The organism is uncultured Plantibacter sp., assembly GCF_963518075.1.
GTDB classification, from domain to species: domain Bacteria; phylum Actinomycetota; class Actinomycetes; order Actinomycetales; family Microbacteriaceae; genus Plantibacter; species Plantibacter flavus_A.
This window is the reverse complement of record NZ_CAUQHZ010000001.1, coordinates 568472-583699: the sequence shown is the minus strand read 5'-3', so window position 1 is coordinate 583699 and position 15228 is coordinate 568472. Positions and strand designations below refer to the sequence as shown.

Below are 15228 nucleotides of genomic sequence, written 5' to 3'. Positions count from 1 at the left end.
GGGTTACCGCCGCAACTCGAAACTGGTCTGGCCGACCTTGACGGGGGTGTCGAGTGGGATCTGCGTCGGGACGCTCACGCGCTTGCCGGCGAGGAAGGTGCCGTTGGTGGAGTCGAGGTCCTGGACCATCCACTCGTCGTTCCAGAGCATGAGGCGCGCATGATGCGTCGACGTGTAGTCGTCGCGGATGATGAGGCCGGAGTCCGCTGAACGACCGATGGTGATCGGCTCGCGGCCGAGTGGGAGCTCGGTGCCCTGCTTGGGGCCGGACACGATGACGAGGCGCGAGGTGTTGTCGACCGTGGCGCGCGGAGGCGTTCCGCTCGATCCACCGGCGGCGGGCCGACTGGGGGCCGGGGCGGCCGCGGCGCGCATCGGCTGCGGCGGGGTGGCCAGGGCACCGTTCGACGACTGCTGCGGCTTCCGGACGCGCGGTCCGAAGAGGTCGGTGCGGAGGGCGTAGACGATGCCGAAGACGAACGTCCAGAGCAGGAGCAGGAAGCCGATGCGGAGGACCAGCAGGGTCAGTTCGCTCACGCGCCGTCCCCCCACGAGTCGCCGAAGGACGACACATCGTGACGTCGGGTCGCGTCGCTCATCTGGCGATCGGATCCGCCGGCCTTGGCGACCACCCGGAACACGATCCTGGTGCGGCCGATCTCGATGACGGAGTCGGGGGAGAGGGCCGCCTGGCGGAAGGGCTGGCCGTTGAGCTTCGAGCCGTTCGTCGAGCCGAGGTCGCGCGCCTGACCTGCGTTGCCGTCCCAGAGGATCTCGACGTGCTTCCGCGAGGTGCCGGTGTCGGGGATCGTGATGTCGGCCTCGGTTCCGCGGCCGATGACCGTGCGGGCCTGCGTGATCGGGTACCGCTTGCCGCCGATGTCGAGCACGGGCGCCCAGGTGACGGAGCCCTTGAGGTTGACGCTGTCGATCTGGACGAGGCCGTCGGGGAGGGAGCGGTCGCCGGAGAGCTTGATGGTCACGGCACCGGGGAAGGAGTAGCCCTGGCTCTTGGCGTGCTTCTGGACGAGCGAACCGAGCTCGTCGATGAGGGAGGGACCGATGGCGTCCATGCGCTCGAAGTCGGTGGGCGACATGCGGACGGTAAACTTGTTCGGCACGAGGATGCGGTCGCGGGACACGACGGCGGCCTTGGTGTCGAGCTCGCGTCGGAGCGCGCTCGTGATCTCGACCGGCTGGAGTCCGGACTTGAAGGTCTTCGCGAAGGCGCCGTTGACGGCGCGCTCGAGCCCCTTCTCGAAGTTGTCCAGAATGCCCACGGTCTCTCGATTCGTGTCGGTGTCCAGGCAATGTTAGACGGTTTGCCTGCACACGAGGCCAATCGACGCGGGCGCCGACGCCAGGTGTTCACCCGCTCGGCAGCAGGAGATCAGCATCGACGCCCGACCGTCGGGGCCGTTTCGTCCTGCTCTGGCGCGGATCTCCGGTGTTCTGCCACCCGGGCTCCGCGTGCTATCCTCGATAAGTTGCCGCGAGAGCGGTGACGTCTGGTGTCTCGCGCGAGTGGCGGAATTGGCAGACGCGCTGGCTTCAGGTGCCAGTGCTCGAAAGGGCGTGCGGGTTCAAGTCCCGCCTCGCGCACCAGTGGATGTGACACGAAGGCCCCCGAGGAATCGGGGGCCTTCGTCGTTGTCGGCGTCGATCGTCGAGTCGGGTCTCGATGTTCGTGGAGCCAGGGCGTCCGTCGCGCGCTGACAAGGTCACTTGACACGTCATCGTGTGACAAGCATGCTTGACGTATGTCAGGTTTCCTTGTCACCGCGGATCGCGGACCCGAGGTGTGTGGCTGATGGCGGCGCTCACCAAGTGCGCGGGGCGCGGTGGTGCCGCGTTCCGCAGGCTGGCGTCGATGAGCGCTCGCGACGTGCTCAGGAACCCGCTCACCGGGATCTCGATGTGGTTCATGACCGGCATCGTCCTCGTGATCTACGTCTCCATGTGGCTCGCGTTCGTCGTCCTGGGCCCCGCTCCGGTCGTCGCGCTGGACACGGACGACCCGGGAGTCCCCTCGGCTCTGGAGCGGGCCGGTGTGCGGTTGGTCACCGACGACGCCCCCGATCGGAACACGCGGGTGACCGTGCACGAAGGGAGCGCCCTGGTCGTGCTCGACGCTGCCGACCAGGCTGCGTGGGACCCGGTCTGGCGGGGGCTGCGCGACGCAGGCGTCCCTGCGCACGACGTGACGGTGACGGATGACGAGGGCGACGTGAAGATCGACCCGCTCCAGAAGAACCTCGGGATCGTGGTCCTGGTCGGGGTCGCGAGCCTGGCGTTCGTCGGGACGACCGTCCCGCTCGTGGCGATGCGGGAGCGCGGGCTGCTCCGGCTGCTCGGTGTGACGCCGCTCCGACGGTCGACGTTCCTCCTCGCGCAGCTCCCTTTGCGTGCGCTGGTGGCGGTGGGGATCCTGGTGCTGACGACCGGGATCGCGGTCTGGCGCAGGTACGTCGACGGTGTGGACCTCCTCGCCCTGGGGGTCTCGTTCTTCCTCGGAGCGGCGATGCTGTTCGCTCTGGCGTTGGTGTTCGCCGCCCGATCGCGGAACGCCGAGGCGACACAACAGACGATGGTGATGGTGACGATCGGGCTCGTGTTCGCGTCGGGTGGGCTCCTGCCGCAGTCCATCCTCCCTGCCGCCGTGCAGGTCGCCATGGACTGCCTGCCGACCACCTGGTTCGCCGCCGCCGCGAGTGCCTCACTGACCGGGGCCGAACCGTTCCTCCCCGTCCCCGCGCTCTGGGGGCTCATGTCGCTCGTCACCGTCGCAGCAGGCGTGCTCGCCGTGCGGTGGTTCGAGTGGGATCAGTCCGAGCGCGACGGGCGGACGACCACGACGTCCGACACACAACGAGAGGTGGCTGCATGAACGAGCACACGACACGGGGATCGACGCCACAGGAGCGTCGTGCGTCCCGCAGATACATGTGGGAGATCGCGGCCGGTGCCGTCGGGTTCCTCGTGACGTTCCTCTTCCTGCCGGAACTGTTCCCCACCGAGCCGGGATCGCCCGCAGCCGTCGTGGTCGCGCTCGTCCCGCTCGTGCCGGTGGTGTGGATCGCGATCGCGCTCGTCCGGCACGTGCGTCGTGTCGACGAACTGCAGCGCGGAGTGATCGTGCTGAGTCTCGCCATCGGGTTCGGTGCGGCGATGCTGATCAGTCTCGCGGTCGTGTTCCTGTCGACCGCCGGTGTCGTCGTCCCCCAGCCGGAATGGTGGGTGTTCATCGGCGGGATGGCGGTCTGGGGCGTGACCATCGGTGTCGTCTCCTTCCGGGCCACCCGATGAAGAACGACGTCCGCGTCCTGCGCACCGAACGCGGGTGGACCCAGGTCCAGTTCGCCGAAGCACTCGGCGTCTCCAGGCAGACGGTGAACGCACTCGAGACCGGGCGCTACGACCCGTCCCTGCCGTTGGCGTTCCGCGTCTCCGCACTGCTCTCCCGCCCGATCGAGGAGATCTTCTTCCCGGGTGAACACGATGCCCCGCCGTCTGGAGGACGACGATGAACGGACCGGACCGAGTGGTCGTCACCGTCGACCGGCTCAGCAAGCGCTACGGCGACCGCAGCGTCCTGCGTGACGTCTCCCTCCGGGTCCGCGCGGGCGAGGTGTTCGGACTGCTGGGACCGAACGGTGCCGGGAAGACCACCACACTCGAGACCATCGTCGGTCTCCGCCGTCCCACCGACGGAACCGTGCGGGTGCTCGGACGAGACCCGGCGATCGACCGCCGGTACCTGACCGAGCGGATGGCGGTGCAGCCGCAGGCCGCCACCCTGTTCCCGACGCTCACGGTCGCGGAGACGCTCGACCTCTTCGCGTCGTTCTACCGCGACGCGCGGCGCCCCGAGGAGGTCTTGGACGAGCTCGATCTGCGCGAGGCGCGGCGCGTGCGCGTGAAGCACCTCTCGGGCGGCCAGGAGCGGCGCCTGCTGATCGCCATCGCGTTGATCGGCGATCCCGAGATCGTCGTCCTCGACGAGCCGTCGGCCGGACTCGACCCGCAGGCCCGACGGAACCTCTGGGGCATCATCCGGCGCCAGCAGGAACGCGGGACCACGATCCTGCTCTCGACGCACCACATGGACGAGGCCACCCAGGTCTGCGACCGGATCGCCGTCCTCGTGAACGGCTCGATCGCCGCTTCGGGGGAGCCTGAGACCCTGGTCAGGGAACACGCTGCCACGGCCACGGTGACCTTCGAGATCCCCGGCCCGACCACCGCGGACGAGCTGCGTTCCCACGACCTCCCCGGCGAGATCACCGTGACGGCGAAGGGCGACGTCAGCCTGGTCGGGATCGTGACCGACGACCCTGACGCCGTGCTGCGTCGACTCACCTTCTCCACCGGTCTCAGACCGCGCGGGTTCCGAGTGGCGCACGGATCACTCGAGGACCTCTTCATCGATCTCGCGAACCGGCCGACGTCAGCGAACACGGGCGACCCGGCCCACAGCCCATGAGCACGACGCATGCGTTCCCGGCGCAGGTGCGGAGCTTCGCCGCGGCCCACGCGCGTGACCTCGTCCGGGACCCGCGCTCGGTCATCGCACTCGTGGCGAGTTTCCTGGCCTTGATCGCACTGCTCTGGGGTGTGGACGCCCTCGTGGCGACGGCGTCCGGCGCGCCTGCCGGTGTGCTGGAGCGTGGCCTCCCGCTCGTTTCGAGCACGGGATCGATGGCGATCGCGTTCATGCTCACCACGGTGCCGCTGGTCCGGCATCGCAGCACCGGCCTGCTGCGGGCGCTGTCGACCTCGCCGGCCCGTCGCGACGCCTACCTGCTCGGACATCTGCCGATCCGCGTGGGGTTGGTCGTCGTCGAGGCTGCGGTGATCATCGCCCTGGCCGCCTGGACGGTGCCGACCCGTCCACTCTCCGACCTCGTCGCGATCGCCGGCACGATCCTGCTCGGTGGCGCGATGCTGCTCGGCTTCGGCTACCTCCTCGCGGCGCGGTTGTCGAACCCGGACATCGCCATGCAACTCGCGTACCTGCTGCCGATGCTCGCTCTCGCCACATCCGGGGCGCTCTTCCCGCTCGCGGCCCTTCCGGAGTGGGTCGCCGGTCTCTTCCGGCTCCTGCCCACGACCTGGATCGTCGGCGCACTCGAGGCGATCATCTCCCAGGGCCCTCAGCCCGTGCCGCTCGCGGTGGTCTGGAGTCTGATGGCGGCGTGCGCGGTCGTGTCGGGTCTCGCGGCCGCTCGTCTCCACCGATGGAACGCCGGCTGATCGGGGGAGCTGCGGTCCGCCGCGTCAGTCCCGACGGGGGGGTGCCGTCGAATCGCGCACGATGAGCTGCGAGTCGAGACTCGCGACCGAACGGGGCGACCCTCCGGCCATGGCCTGGAGGAGCACCTCGACCGCCAGCGACCCGCACCGGTTGATCGCGAGCCGCACGGTGGTGAGACCGGGCTGGCGGATGGACGCCATCTCGATGTCGTCGGTGCCGATGATGCTGAGGTCCTCGGGGCAGCGCTTGCCCATCGAGGTGATGCCGGCGTCGATACCGAGGGCGACCAGGTCGTTGTAGGCGATGACCGCCGTCGCACCGATCGCCGCGATCGTCGCGACCGGCGCTGGCCCGGTCATCGCCGCCGCCTGGGTGTCCGCCGCCACCGGCTCCTTCATCCCGATCATCATCATGCTCGGCGTCTTCACCCTCTGCGCCCTGGTCGCGTCCATCTGGATGCCTGAAGTCGCCGCTCGGGACCTCACCGACCCGCGCGACGCCATCTGACCGGCACCCGACCTCCTCGAAAGGAACCCCCATGAGCATCGAACGCGCGGACGTCATCGTCACGAGTCCCGGCCGGAACTTCGTCACCCTGAAGATCACCACCAGCGACGGTGTCGTGGGCTGGGGTGACGCGACCCTCAACGGACGCGAGCTCGCTGTCGCGTCGTACCTCGGCGACCACGTCGCGTCGATGCTGATCGGCCGCGATGAGGACCGCATCGAGGACACCTGGCAGTACCTGTACCGCGGCCCCTACTGGCGGCGCGGCCCCGTCACGATGGCGGCCATCGCCGCGGTGGACATGGCGCTCTGGGACATCAAGGCCAAGAAGGCCGGGGTGCCGTTGTACCAGCTGCTCGGCGGTGCGAGCCGATCGGGTATCCGGGTGTACGCGCACGCCTCGGGGACGGACTACCAGGCGCTCGCCAACGCGATCACCGGGTACCAGGAGCTCGGGTTCACCGCGGTGCGCGTCCAGACCGGTGTGCCGGGGCTCGGGCAGGTGTACGGGGTGTCCGCCTCAGGGCCCGGCGTCCGCTACGACTACGAGCCGGCGAAGCGAGCGGCGGACGGCTCGGCTGCCACGGCACCGACCGAGGAGTCCTGGGACACCGCCGGCTACCTCGCGCACATGCCGGGCGTCTTCGAACGGATCCGCGAGGACTTCGGGACGGGCCTCCGGATCCTGCACGACGGACACCACCGCATGTCGCCCATCGAGGCCGCCCGGTTCGCGAAGGACATCGAGCCGTACAAGCTCTTCTGGCTCGAGGACTGCACACCGGGGGAGGACCAGACCGCCCTGCGACTCGTCCGCCAGCACTCGACCACGCCGCTGGCGATCGGCGAGGTCTTCAACTCGGTGTACGACTATCAGACCCTCATCACCGAGCGCCTCATCAACTACGTCCGTTCGGCGGTGACGCACACCGGTGGCATCACGGCGATGAAGAAACTGCTCGACTTCGCGGCCATCTACGGGATCCGTTCCGGCATCCACGGCCCCACCGACATCTCGCCCATCGGGATGGCCGCAGCGTTGCACCTCGACCTCGCGATCCACAACTTCGGGATCCAGGAGTACATGCCGCACAACGAACAGACCCTCGAGGTCTTCCAGACCTCCTTCACCTTCGACGGCGGCTTCCTGCACCCCGGCGAGCAGCCCGGCCTCGGCGTCGAACTCGACGAGGACGCGGCTGCCGCATTCGAGTACACGAAGGCGTACCTGCCGGTGAACCGGCTGACGGACGGCACCGTCCACGACTGGTGAGCGGCGGCGGTGGCATCTGGTGCTCCGCGGCTGTGAGGTGAGATGATGCGGTGCTGCCTCGAACGCGTGCGGTCCTCCGCCACGTCCGTCCCGATGCGCGAGGCGCTGCGGGTTCCGGGACGGCAGCTCCTCCCTGCGACCCGGAATCGAAGGATGCCCGGTGCACGTGGACCCGACCGTCGGCGCGGCCGACACCGCTGAACCAGCCACCCGAGGCGGTAGCGTCGCCCCCGTCGCTCCGCCGTCGCACCGACTGCGTCCGGTCGCCCTCGGTGGTGTCATCGCCGCCACGGTCGTCGTCGCCGCGGCCTGGGTGATCGGCGCGTCGGTGTCGCTGACAGCGGCCACGGCACCGTCGGTGATGCTGCAGCCGTATCTCGACGCACTGGAGGACGGGCACCTCGAACGGGCCGTCGCGATGGACGGGACCGCTGCCGCCGCCGCTGAACTCGGCTACAGCGTCGACCTCCTGACCGATGAGCGGTATGCACTCGCGACCGACCGCCCGACGGCCTATCGCGTCGGTGCGACCCGGACCGAGAACGGGGTCGCCACGGTCGACGTGGCGTTCGAGCGCGGCGGTGAAGGGCAGACCACGGCGTTCACGCTGCGCGCACAGCCGTCCGGCTTCCTGTGGTTCAGCGCGTGGCGCATCGAACCGGCGAGCCTCCCGACCATCACGGTGCCCACGGTCAGATTCGGTGCGCTGGACCTCTCCGTCGGAGGCGAGCACGTGGACACGGTGGACGAGACGACGGTCTACGTCGTCGGACCGGGGAAGTACGACATCGCGGCCGACTCGACCACCGGCTTCTTCGACTTCGAGGTGCCCAGCGTGGAGGCCGAATGGGACGGCAGGCCGACGGCGTATCTGTACCCGACACTGACGGCGCTCGGGCAGGAAGGGGCGACCGCTTCGGTCCGCGCGTACGTGGACGCCTGCATCGCATCGACGTCCTCTGAACCCGAGGGCTGCTCCATCGCGATCGACAATTCGGAGGGCGACGAGATGTCGGGCGTCACCTGGCTGTTGACCCGTGGCCCCGAGTTCGAGTTCTCGGAGTACTCCGCGACGGCGGGGTTCCTCGTGACCACCACCCGTCGGGGCAGTGCCGACTTCGTCGCCGCGTTCGCCTCGGCCTCGGGCGAATACGGCATCGTGACTGCGGAGGATTGCGAGGTGTGGGTGGACGGCGCCGTCGTGTTGTCGACCGACGGCACGTGGACCTTCGACCCGTACACCTGGTGAGGATGGGCGACATGATGCATCTGACGACGGAAGGCGACGCATGAAGTACGTTCCCGCATTCGGCCTGAAGGCGCAGGTGTTCATGCTCTGTGTGGCGCCGCTCTTCCTCGTCCTGGTGATTCCGAAGGACAAACTGGTGTCAGCGGTACCGGTCCTGGTCGTGGCCTTCGTCGTCCTCGCAGCCGTGGCATGGAACACCCTCGTCGTGACAGCACACCGGATCGTCGTGCTCGATGAGCATATGGTGGCGTACACGGCCTTCCGCTCCCGCGTCGTCCGTATCGACGACGTCACCTCGATCGGACCGAGCTGGACAGCCCAGAGCTTCCGCATCGCCGTGCGCGATCGTCCGAGCATCAGGGGCTACCGCCGCAACGGCTACGCCGCGTTCGCGGAGGACCTGACGACCGGACACCCGTCGATCGAGTTCCGGTACTCCATGCTGAAGCCGAAGACCGATCAGTTCATGGAATCGGGCTATTCCGAGCTGACCGAGGACGAGCGTCGCGAAGCCGAGGCCCTCGTCCTGGCCGCCCGGTCGGCCGCGAGCTGAGCTGCCCGCGCGACGATAGGGTGAGGACCCGTGACGGCCGCCCTTCCCCCTGAGCATCGCGAGACGACGCCCCGCGGGGTACTCGTCTCCGTCGTCGCCTCATTCCTGTTCGCGGCGCTGTTCTTCCTGCCACCCCTGCTGGAGCCGTTCGGCGCGAACGAGATCTTCGCCTGGCGCGTGATCGCGACAGTGCCGGTGCTGGCGACGCTCATCGCGGTGTTCGGGTGGTGGCGGGAGGTCCGGGACATCGCGGTCCGTCTCGCGCGTCGTCCGATCCTCGTCCTCGTGGTCGTGCTCGACGGGCTCCTGTTGTCCCTGCAGCTGTGGCTCTTCGGTTGGGCACCGCAGACGGGGCACGGGCTCGAACTCGCACTCGGCTACCTCCTGATGCCGCTGGCGATGGTCGTGGTCGGCGTCGTCCTGCATCGGGAGCGACTCGCGCCGCTCCGGATCGCGGCTGTGGCCGCAGCCGCCCTCGGCGTCACCGCCGCGATCGTCGTGGCCGGTGGGCTGTCCTGGGCGACCATCGCGGTCGCGGTCGGCTACCCGGTGTACTTCGCGATCCGGCGCCGAGCCGGGCTCGACTCCATCGGTGCGTTCTGCTTCGAGCTGGCGGTCCTCGTCCCCGTCGCGATCGTGCTGGCACTGCAACCGTCCTCACTCGCCGTCCTCGCCGCGCACCCGCAGCTGGGCTGGGGGATCGTGCTCCTCGGGGTGATCGGTGGTGTCGCCCTCGTGCTGTACCTCGTCGCGAGTCGCCTGCTGTCGTTCGGCGTCTTCGGGCTGCTCAGCTACCTGGAACCGGTGCTGCTCGTCCTCGTGGCGGTCCTGCTCCTCGGCGAATCGCTGACGGTCGCCGACGGGTTCGTCTACGGCCCGATCGTGGTGGCCCTCATGCTCCTGGGGCTCGAGACCGTGCGACGCCCGTCGCGCTGATCGTCCACCTGCAGCCCGGCGCGTCGCCGCGAACCTGTGAAGTCAAGCCTCGAGACGCGTTCCGCGAGCGCGCCTAGCCTGATGGCATGGTTACGAAGCATGCTCCAGCAGTGTCGCTCGAGTCGCCGTTTCCTCCAGCGCGAGACTCGTCCGAACGGCACCACGTCGTCCCGATCGGTGCCCGGCAATGGCGGATCTCGAACGACGCCGATCCCTCCTCACCCGAATGTTGTCTCGCGTACGTCGAGGCACAGGGCACCGGCTACGACGTCCTCATCGTCGCGCCCAGCCCGCCCGAATGGCTGCATGTGGACACCTTCGACGAGGCCAAGCGCGCCGCGATCCGACGGCCGTCACCGCAGCTCTGAGTCGCTCCGCCGGCGTTCATTCGCCCAAGGTTGGGCGAATGAACGCCGGTTCGCCCAAGCATGGGCGAACGAACAGGTTCAGACGCTCCCGCGACGCACGATCGACGTGGGGACGAACGAGCCGACAGGCGAGATCGTCTCGCCCCGCAACTGCGCGAGCAGCACCTCGGCCGCGCGCTGACCGACGGCCGCCGCCGGCTGGTGGACCGTGGTGAGGGGCGGGTGGCAACGGAGCGCCCACGCCGAATCGTCGAAGCCGACGACCGACACGTCCTCCGGCACATTCCGCCCTGCCGCACGGAGGGCTTCGAGCGCTCCGGCCGCGACGGCGTCCGAGGCCGCGAACACGCCGTCGACGGCCGGATCCCGGCGGAGTAGCTCCGACATGCCGGCGAAGCCGTCCTGGTGCGAGTAGAGCGGCACCTCCACGACGAGTCGTTCGTCGAAACGGTCGCCGAGCGCATCGCGGAATCCGGCCAGTCGGTCGGAGCCGGAGTCCCGGTCGAGGGCTGCGGCGATCATGCCGATGTGCCGTCGACCGGCGCCGATCAGCTCACCGGTGATGTCGACCGATGCCGCCCGGTTGTCGATCCCGACGAACGGGAGCTCACGGAGGTCGGGCGGGTGGCCGACGAAGGTCGCGGGGAGACCGAGGCGCTCGATGACGCGCGTGATCGGGTCGTTCTGGCGGGCGGAGACCATGATCACCCCGTCGACGAAGCCGCCCGAGAGGTACCGGGTGATGCGGTCGGTGTCGCGCTCGGAGTCGACGACCAGGCAGACGAGCTGGTGGTCGGCCTGTGACAGGGCCTCGTTCGCCCCGAGCAGGATGTTGCCGATGTTGGGGTCGTCGACGAACAGGCTGTGCGGCTCGTGGACGACGAATCCGACGGCCTGGGTGCGCTGCATGACGAGGTTCCGGGCGGCCGTGTTCGGCACGTAGCCGACCTTCTCGATGGCGGCCTCGATGGCCTCGCGCGCTTCGGCCGACACGTAGCGCTCGCCGTTGACGACCCGGCTGACCGTGCCTCGGGAGACGCCGGCCTCGACGGCGACATCGTGCACCGTCGCTCGTTTGCGTCGGGTCGGCGGAGGGGTCACGGCTCCACCCTAGCGCCGGTCCGGGCGGCCTTCGGCGGGCTCCGTGTTGACAGATTCCGAAACGCACGCCTACTCTGTGTACGTTCACAGACTCTCAACGTGGAGTTGTCGCTCTTCGATCTGTGCACGTTCACAGATCGCGGAAGGCACCATGAGCACGACCCCCACGTTCAGCCACGACGGCATCGCCTACGGCTGCGACTACAACCCCGAGCAGTGGGATCGGTCCGTCTGGCGCGAAGACGTCGCGCTCATGCAGGAGGCGGGCGTTGACCTCGTCGCCCTCAACATCTTCGGCTGGTCGCACCTCGAGCCACGGCCGGGCGAGTTCGACTTCGCCGGGCTCGACGAGATCCTCGACCTGCTCCACGAGGCCGGCATCCGGGTCAACCTCGGAACCGGCACCGCATCGGCCCCACCGTGGCTGACGTTCCGGCACCCGGAGATCCTCCCCGAGACCGAGGACGGGACGACCCGCTTCCCTGGCGGTCGCCAGGCCTGGTGCCCGTCGTCCGCGGTCTTCCGTCGCTACGCCCTCGAACTCGTGGAGCGCGTCGCCAAGCGCTACGGCGCACACCCCGCCGTCGAGCTCTGGCACGTGTCGAACGAACTCGGCTGCCACAACGCGCTCTGCTACGACGACGAGAGCGCCGAGGCATTCCGAGGCTGGCTCCGCGCCCGCTACGAGACGATCGAGCGTCTGAACATCGCGTGGGGCACGTCGTTCTGGAGCCAGCAGTACAGCGACTTCGCCGAGATCCTGCCGCCGCGCCTGACCCTGTCGAGCCGGAACCCGAGCCAGGTCATCGACTTCCACCGCTTCTCCTCCGACGAGCTCCTCGGCTATTACCGGGCCGAGCTCGAGGTCCTGCGCCGTCACAGCTCGGTGCCCGTCACGACCAACTTCATGGTCACCGCGCACATCCGGAACCTCGACTACTGGCGGTGGGCGCCCGAGATGGACGTCGTCGCCAACGACCACTACCTCGACAACCGCCTCGCGGACCCCACGGCCGAACTCGCGTTCGCGAGCGACCTCACGCGCGGTCTCGCCGGGGGCGGCGCCTGGTTGCTCATGGAGCAGTCCACCGGTGCGGTCAACTGGCAGCCGCAGAACCTCGCGAAGGCACCGGGCGAGATGACCCGGAACTCCCTCACGCACGTCGCGAAGGGCGCGGAGGCGATCTGCTTCTTCCAGTGGCGCGCGTCGCTGCAGGGCTCGGAGAAGTTCCACTCGGCCCTCCTGCCGCACGCGGGCACCGACTCCGACGTGTGGCGCGAGGTCGTCGAGCTGGGCGGCACGCTCGACCGACTCGACGAGATCACCGGCACGCGCGTCCAGGCCGATGTCGCCCTCCTCTTCTCCTGGGAGAACTGGTGGGCCGCCGACGGCGAGAGCCGCCCGACCCACGCGATCGACCACCTCTCGCAGGTCCACGCGGTCCACGCGTCGCTGCGTCGTCTGGGTCACACCGTCGACGTCGTGCGTCCGGGCGCCGACCTCTCCGCCTACCGGCTCGTCGTCGTCCCGAACCTGTACCTGGTGCGCGACAGCGAGGCCGCGGTCGTCTCGGACTTCGTCGCAGCCGGTGGGCACGCCGTCGTCACGTTCTTCAGTGGGATCGCCGACGAGGAGGACCGGGTCCGCCCCGGCGGCTACCCCGGTGCGTTCCGTGACCTGCTCGGCGTCAACGTCGAGGAGTTCGCCCCCGTCCTCCCCGGCCAGGTGCTGACGCTCGCGTCGGGCCGGACTGCGACGGCCTGGTCCGAGCGGTCCCGCGTCCGCGGTGCCGAGGTCGTCGACTCCTTCGCCGACGGCCCGTCGACCGGTCGCCCGGCCATCACGCGCAACCGCATCGCGGGTGGCGGTGACGCCTGGTACCTCGCGACGAACCTGGATGCCGTCGCGCTCGACGAGGTGCTCCGCGACGCAGCCGCGGGGGCCGGGGCGCTGCCACAGGGTGATCCGGACCAGCCTGGCCTCGAGGTCATCCGCCGCGCCGACGAGGGTCGGAGCTACCTCTTCCTCATCAACCACTCGACGAACGACGTCGAGCTGCCGGCCAGCGGGCGCGAGCTCGTCACCGGCGAACCCGTCGACTCCATCGCACGCGTGCCAGCCGGCACCGTGCGCGTCATCAGAGAGGACCGCACGCGATGAGCGTCAACATCGAGACGGCCGAGGCGACGTCGCCACGGCCCGTCCGCCCGCCGAGGGCGGCCAAGCTGCCGAAGGCGGTGGTGCAGCACAAGCGGGCGATCGCCATCTTCATCGTCCCGTTCGCCGTGCTGTTCGCGCTGTTCTACCTCGTGCCGATCGGGTACGCGGTCTACCAGTCACTGCTCGTGATCGAGCGTGACGGCACCTTCGGTCAGGCCCGGGAGGTGTTCGGCGGACTGGCGCAGTACGTGCAGGTCTTCCAGAACGGCCCGTTCTGGCAGTCCGTCGGACGGGTGCTCCTGTTCGGCGTCGTCCAGGTGCCGGTGATGCTCGGGCTCGCGCTCCTCTTCGCGCTGCTGCTCGACTCACCGCTCCTGCGGGGCAAGCGGTTCTTCCGTCTCGCGTTCTTCGTCCCGTACGCGGTGCCCGGCGTGATCGCCGCCATCATGTGGGGCTTCCTCTACTCGCCGAACCTGTCGCCGTTCACCGCTATCACGCAGAACGTGGACTTCCTCTCGGCCGATCTCGTGCTCTGGGCCATCGCGAACGTCGTCACCTGGGTGTTCGTCGGCTACAACATGCTCATCATCTACTCCTCGCTGCTCTCCATCCCGACGGAGATCTACGAGGCCGCGCGGCTGGACGGCGCCGGTCAGGCGCGCATCGCCTGGTCGATCAAGATCCCGCTCGTGATGCCGGCGATCGTGCTCACGGCGATCTTCTCGATCATCGGCACGCTGCAGCTCCTCGCCGAGCCGCAGGTGTTCCGCACCTTCAGCTCAGCCGTCAGCAGCACCTTCACCCCGAACCTCACCGTCTACACCACCTCGTCCATCCCGAACGTGAACCTCGCAGCCGCCTTCTCGGTCGTGCTCGCGCTGGCGACCTTCGTCCTCTCCTTCGGGTTCCTGAAGTTCACGCAGCGAAAGGAAGGCAAATGACCGCCATCCTGTCCACCGGCCGCGGCCCGCAGGAGAGCCGCCTGTCGCGCGCCGGCGCGCTCATCGTGATGCTCGTCTTCACGCTCTACTTCCTCATCCCCATCTGGTGGCTGTTCATCGCCTCGACGAAGTCGTCAGCGCAGTTCGGCAACTCGGCTCCGCTCTGGTTCGCGGACTTCAACCTGTTCGACAACATCGGCCAGCTCGTCGCCTACCGCGACGGCGTCTACCTCAAGTGGATGCTGAACTCGGTGCTGTACGCCGGCCTCGGCGCACTGCTCGGCACGCTCTTCGCGGCCATGTGCGGCTACGCCCTCGCGAAGTACCGGTTCCCGGGACGCGACCTGATCTTCAACGTCGTCCTCGGCGGTGTGCTCGTCCCCGCGACCGCGCTCGCGCTCCCGCTGTTCCTCATCTTCAGCCAGGTGGGCCTCACGAACACGTTCTGGGCGGTCTTCCTGCCCTCGCTGGTGAGCCCCTTCGGTGTCTACCTGACGCGGATCTTCGCGGCGTCGAGCGTGCCCGAGGAACTCCTCGAGGCATCGCGTCTCGACGGTGCCGGTGAGATCCGGACCTTCTTCACCATCTCCGTACGCCTCATGTTCCCGGCGCTCGTCACCGTGTTCCTGTTCCAGTTCGTCGCCATCTGGAACAACTTCTTCCTGCCGCTCATCATGCTCCGCGACGAAGCCCTGTTCCCGGTCACCCTCGGGCTCTACTCGTGGAACTCGCAGGTCAACCAGATCCCCGAGCTGCGCCTCTACGTCCTCGTCGGCGCATTCCTGTCGATCATCCCGCTCGTCATCACCTTCCTCCTGCTCCAGCGGTTCTGGCGCTCCGGCCTCGGCGCCGGCGCCGTGAAGTAGTCGGACCGACCAGCAGGCA

Annotated in this window: 18 protein-coding genes and 1 tRNA gene; 15 read left to right on the top strand and 4 right to left on the bottom strand. The window is 68.8% G+C overall.

Annotated elements, in window-relative coordinates:
• Positions 1-3: 3 nt before the first annotated feature.
• Both RWN05_RS02805 and RWN05_RS02800 read right to left on the bottom strand, forming a co-directional pair.
• Entirely contained in the window at positions 4-537 is a 534-nt protein-coding gene (locus tag RWN05_RS02805; RefSeq protein ID WP_079000376.1) for an FHA domain-containing protein, read from the bottom strand.
• On the bottom strand, positions 534-1280 hold the full coding sequence (locus RWN05_RS02800) for a DUF3662 and FHA domain-containing protein (protein WP_079000378.1): 747 nt from the start codon (positions 1278-1280) through the stop codon (positions 534-536). The genes RWN05_RS02805 and RWN05_RS02800 overlap by 4 nt, the downstream gene beginning before the upstream one ends.
• A gap of 238 nt (positions 1281-1518) precedes the next feature.
• On the opposite strand from RWN05_RS02800, the gene RWN05_RS02795 reads away from it, so the two are divergent.
• The 6 genes from RWN05_RS02795 (at position 1519) to RWN05_RS02770 (ending at position 5253) form a co-directional block, all read left to right on the top strand.
• Positions 1519-1605: transfer RNA gene (locus tag RWN05_RS02795), tRNA-Leu, on the top strand.
• 265 nt (positions 1606-1870) lie between these two features.
• Positions 1871-2887, top strand: a complete 1017-nt coding sequence (locus tag RWN05_RS02790; RefSeq protein WP_167620405.1) for an ABC transporter permease — start codon at positions 1871-1873, stop codon at positions 2885-2887.
• Entirely contained in the window at positions 2884-3306 is a 423-nt protein-coding gene (locus RWN05_RS02785) for a hypothetical protein (protein WP_153303326.1), read from the top strand. Before RWN05_RS02790 ends, RWN05_RS02785 begins: the two co-directional genes overlap by 4 nt.
• Positions 3303-3527, top strand: coding sequence for a helix-turn-helix transcriptional regulator (locus RWN05_RS02780; protein WP_064294015.1), 225 nt, complete (start codon positions 3303-3305; stop codon positions 3525-3527). The genes RWN05_RS02785 and RWN05_RS02780 overlap by 4 nt, the downstream gene beginning before the upstream one ends.
• Entirely contained in the window at positions 3524-4483 is a 960-nt protein-coding gene (locus tag RWN05_RS02775) for an ABC transporter ATP-binding protein (protein ID WP_079000384.1), read from the top strand. Before RWN05_RS02780 ends, RWN05_RS02775 begins: the two co-directional genes overlap by 4 nt.
• Positions 4480-5253, top strand: coding sequence for an ABC transporter permease (locus tag RWN05_RS02770; protein ID WP_314138357.1), 774 nt, complete (start codon positions 4480-4482; stop codon positions 5251-5253). Before RWN05_RS02775 ends, RWN05_RS02770 begins: the two co-directional genes overlap by 4 nt.
• A 24-nt stretch (positions 5254-5277) precedes the next feature.
• On the opposite strand, the gene RWN05_RS02765 is transcribed toward RWN05_RS02770, so the two are convergent.
• Positions 5278-5652 (bottom strand): substrate-binding domain-containing protein, encoded by a 375-nt coding sequence (locus tag RWN05_RS02765; protein WP_314138355.1) that lies wholly within the window; start codon positions 5650-5652, stop codon positions 5278-5280.
• Here RWN05_RS02765 and RWN05_RS02760 point away from each other — a divergent pair.
• The 6 genes from RWN05_RS02760 (at position 5627) to RWN05_RS02735 (ending at position 10140) form a co-directional block, all read left to right on the top strand.
• Positions 5627-5761, top strand: coding sequence for a hypothetical protein (locus tag RWN05_RS02760; RefSeq protein WP_314138353.1), 135 nt, complete (start codon positions 5627-5629; stop codon positions 5759-5761). The two genes, RWN05_RS02765 and RWN05_RS02760, sit on opposite strands and share 26 nt — an antisense overlap.
• A 31-nt stretch (positions 5762-5792) precedes the next feature.
• A complete protein-coding gene (manD, locus tag RWN05_RS02755) occupies positions 5793-7034 on the top strand; it encodes a D-mannonate dehydratase ManD (protein WP_314138351.1) in 1242 nt (413 codons plus the stop codon).
• 166 nt (positions 7035-7200) lie between these two features.
• Positions 7201-8283, top strand: coding sequence for a hypothetical protein (locus RWN05_RS02750; RefSeq protein ID WP_314138349.1), 1083 nt, complete (start codon positions 7201-7203; stop codon positions 8281-8283).
• A gap of 40 nt (positions 8284-8323) precedes the next feature.
• Positions 8324-8836: a hypothetical protein gene (locus tag RWN05_RS02745; RefSeq protein ID WP_314138348.1), complete on the top strand. Its 513-nt coding sequence runs from the start codon at positions 8324-8326 to the stop codon at positions 8834-8836.
• Between the two features lie 30 nt (positions 8837-8866).
• A complete protein-coding gene (rarD, locus tag RWN05_RS02740) occupies positions 8867-9772 on the top strand; it encodes an EamA family transporter RarD (protein ID WP_314138345.1) in 906 nt (301 codons plus the stop codon).
• An 86-nt stretch (positions 9773-9858) separates the two neighbouring features.
• The gene (locus tag RWN05_RS02735; protein WP_139205469.1) at positions 9859-10140 is read left to right on the top strand and encodes a hypothetical protein; all 282 of its coding nucleotides are present in this window, start codon (positions 9859-9861) and stop codon (positions 10138-10140) included.
• Positions 10141-10218: 78 nt separating this feature from the next.
• Here the strand turns inward: RWN05_RS02735 and RWN05_RS02730 are convergent, their stop codons facing one another.
• Positions 10219-11241, bottom strand: a complete 1023-nt coding sequence (locus RWN05_RS02730) for a LacI family DNA-binding transcriptional regulator (RefSeq protein WP_314138342.1) — start codon at positions 11239-11241, stop codon at positions 10219-10221.
• Between the two features lie 151 nt (positions 11242-11392).
• Between RWN05_RS02730 and RWN05_RS02725 the strand changes: the two genes are divergently transcribed.
• The 3 genes from RWN05_RS02725 to RWN05_RS02715 are packed head-to-tail and all read left to right on the top strand — an operon-like array spanning position 11393 to position 15209.
• Positions 11393-13402: a beta-galactosidase gene (locus tag RWN05_RS02725; protein ID WP_314138340.1), complete on the top strand. Its 2010-nt coding sequence runs from the start codon at positions 11393-11395 to the stop codon at positions 13400-13402.
• Positions 13399-14343, top strand: coding sequence for a carbohydrate ABC transporter permease (locus tag RWN05_RS02720; protein ID WP_064294001.1), 945 nt, complete (start codon positions 13399-13401; stop codon positions 14341-14343). The genes RWN05_RS02725 and RWN05_RS02720 overlap by 4 nt, the downstream gene beginning before the upstream one ends.
• Positions 14340-15209 (top strand): carbohydrate ABC transporter permease, encoded by an 870-nt coding sequence (locus RWN05_RS02715; RefSeq protein WP_079000402.1) that lies wholly within the window; start codon positions 14340-14342, stop codon positions 15207-15209. Before RWN05_RS02720 ends, RWN05_RS02715 begins: the two co-directional genes overlap by 4 nt.
• Positions 15210-15228: the final 19 nt, after the last annotated feature.

Excerpts from the sequence above, each read along its gene's own strand:
- RWN05_RS02785 (WP_153303326.1), top strand. The coding sequence starts at position 2,884 with ATGAACGAGCACACGACACGGGGATCGACGCCACAGGAGCGTCGTGCG.
- RWN05_RS02790 (WP_167620405.1), top strand. The coding sequence starts at position 1,871 with ATGAGCGCTCGCGACGTGCTCAGGAACCCGCTCACCGGGATCTCGATG.
- manD (WP_314138351.1), top strand. The coding sequence starts at position 5,793 with ATGAGCATCGAACGCGCGGACGTCATCGTCACGAGTCCCGGCCGGAAC.
- RWN05_RS02770 (WP_314138357.1), top strand. The coding sequence starts at position 4,480 with ATGAGCACGACGCATGCGTTCCCGGCGCAGGTGCGGAGCTTCGCCGCG.
- RWN05_RS02735 (WP_139205469.1), top strand. The coding sequence starts at position 9,859 with ATGGTTACGAAGCATGCTCCAGCAGTGTCGCTCGAGTCGCCGTTTCCT.
- RWN05_RS02720 (WP_064294001.1), top strand. The coding sequence starts at position 13,399 with ATGAGCGTCAACATCGAGACGGCCGAGGCGACGTCGCCACGGCCCGTC.
- RWN05_RS02775 (WP_079000384.1), top strand. The coding sequence starts at position 3,524 with ATGAACGGACCGGACCGAGTGGTCGTCACCGTCGACCGGCTCAGCAAG.
- RWN05_RS02765 (WP_314138355.1), bottom strand. The coding sequence starts at position 5,652 with ATGAAGGAGCCGGTGGCGGCGGACACCCAGGCGGCGGCGATGACCGGG.
- RWN05_RS02780 (WP_064294015.1), top strand. The coding sequence starts at position 3,303 with ATGAAGAACGACGTCCGCGTCCTGCGCACCGAACGCGGGTGGACCCAG.
- RWN05_RS02745 (WP_314138348.1), top strand. The coding sequence starts at position 8,324 with ATGAAGTACGTTCCCGCATTCGGCCTGAAGGCGCAGGTGTTCATGCTC.
- RWN05_RS02715 (WP_079000402.1), top strand. The coding sequence starts at position 14,340 with ATGACCGCCATCCTGTCCACCGGCCGCGGCCCGCAGGAGAGCCGCCTG.
- RWN05_RS02725 (WP_314138340.1), top strand. The coding sequence starts at position 11,393 with ATGAGCACGACCCCCACGTTCAGCCACGACGGCATCGCCTACGGCTGC.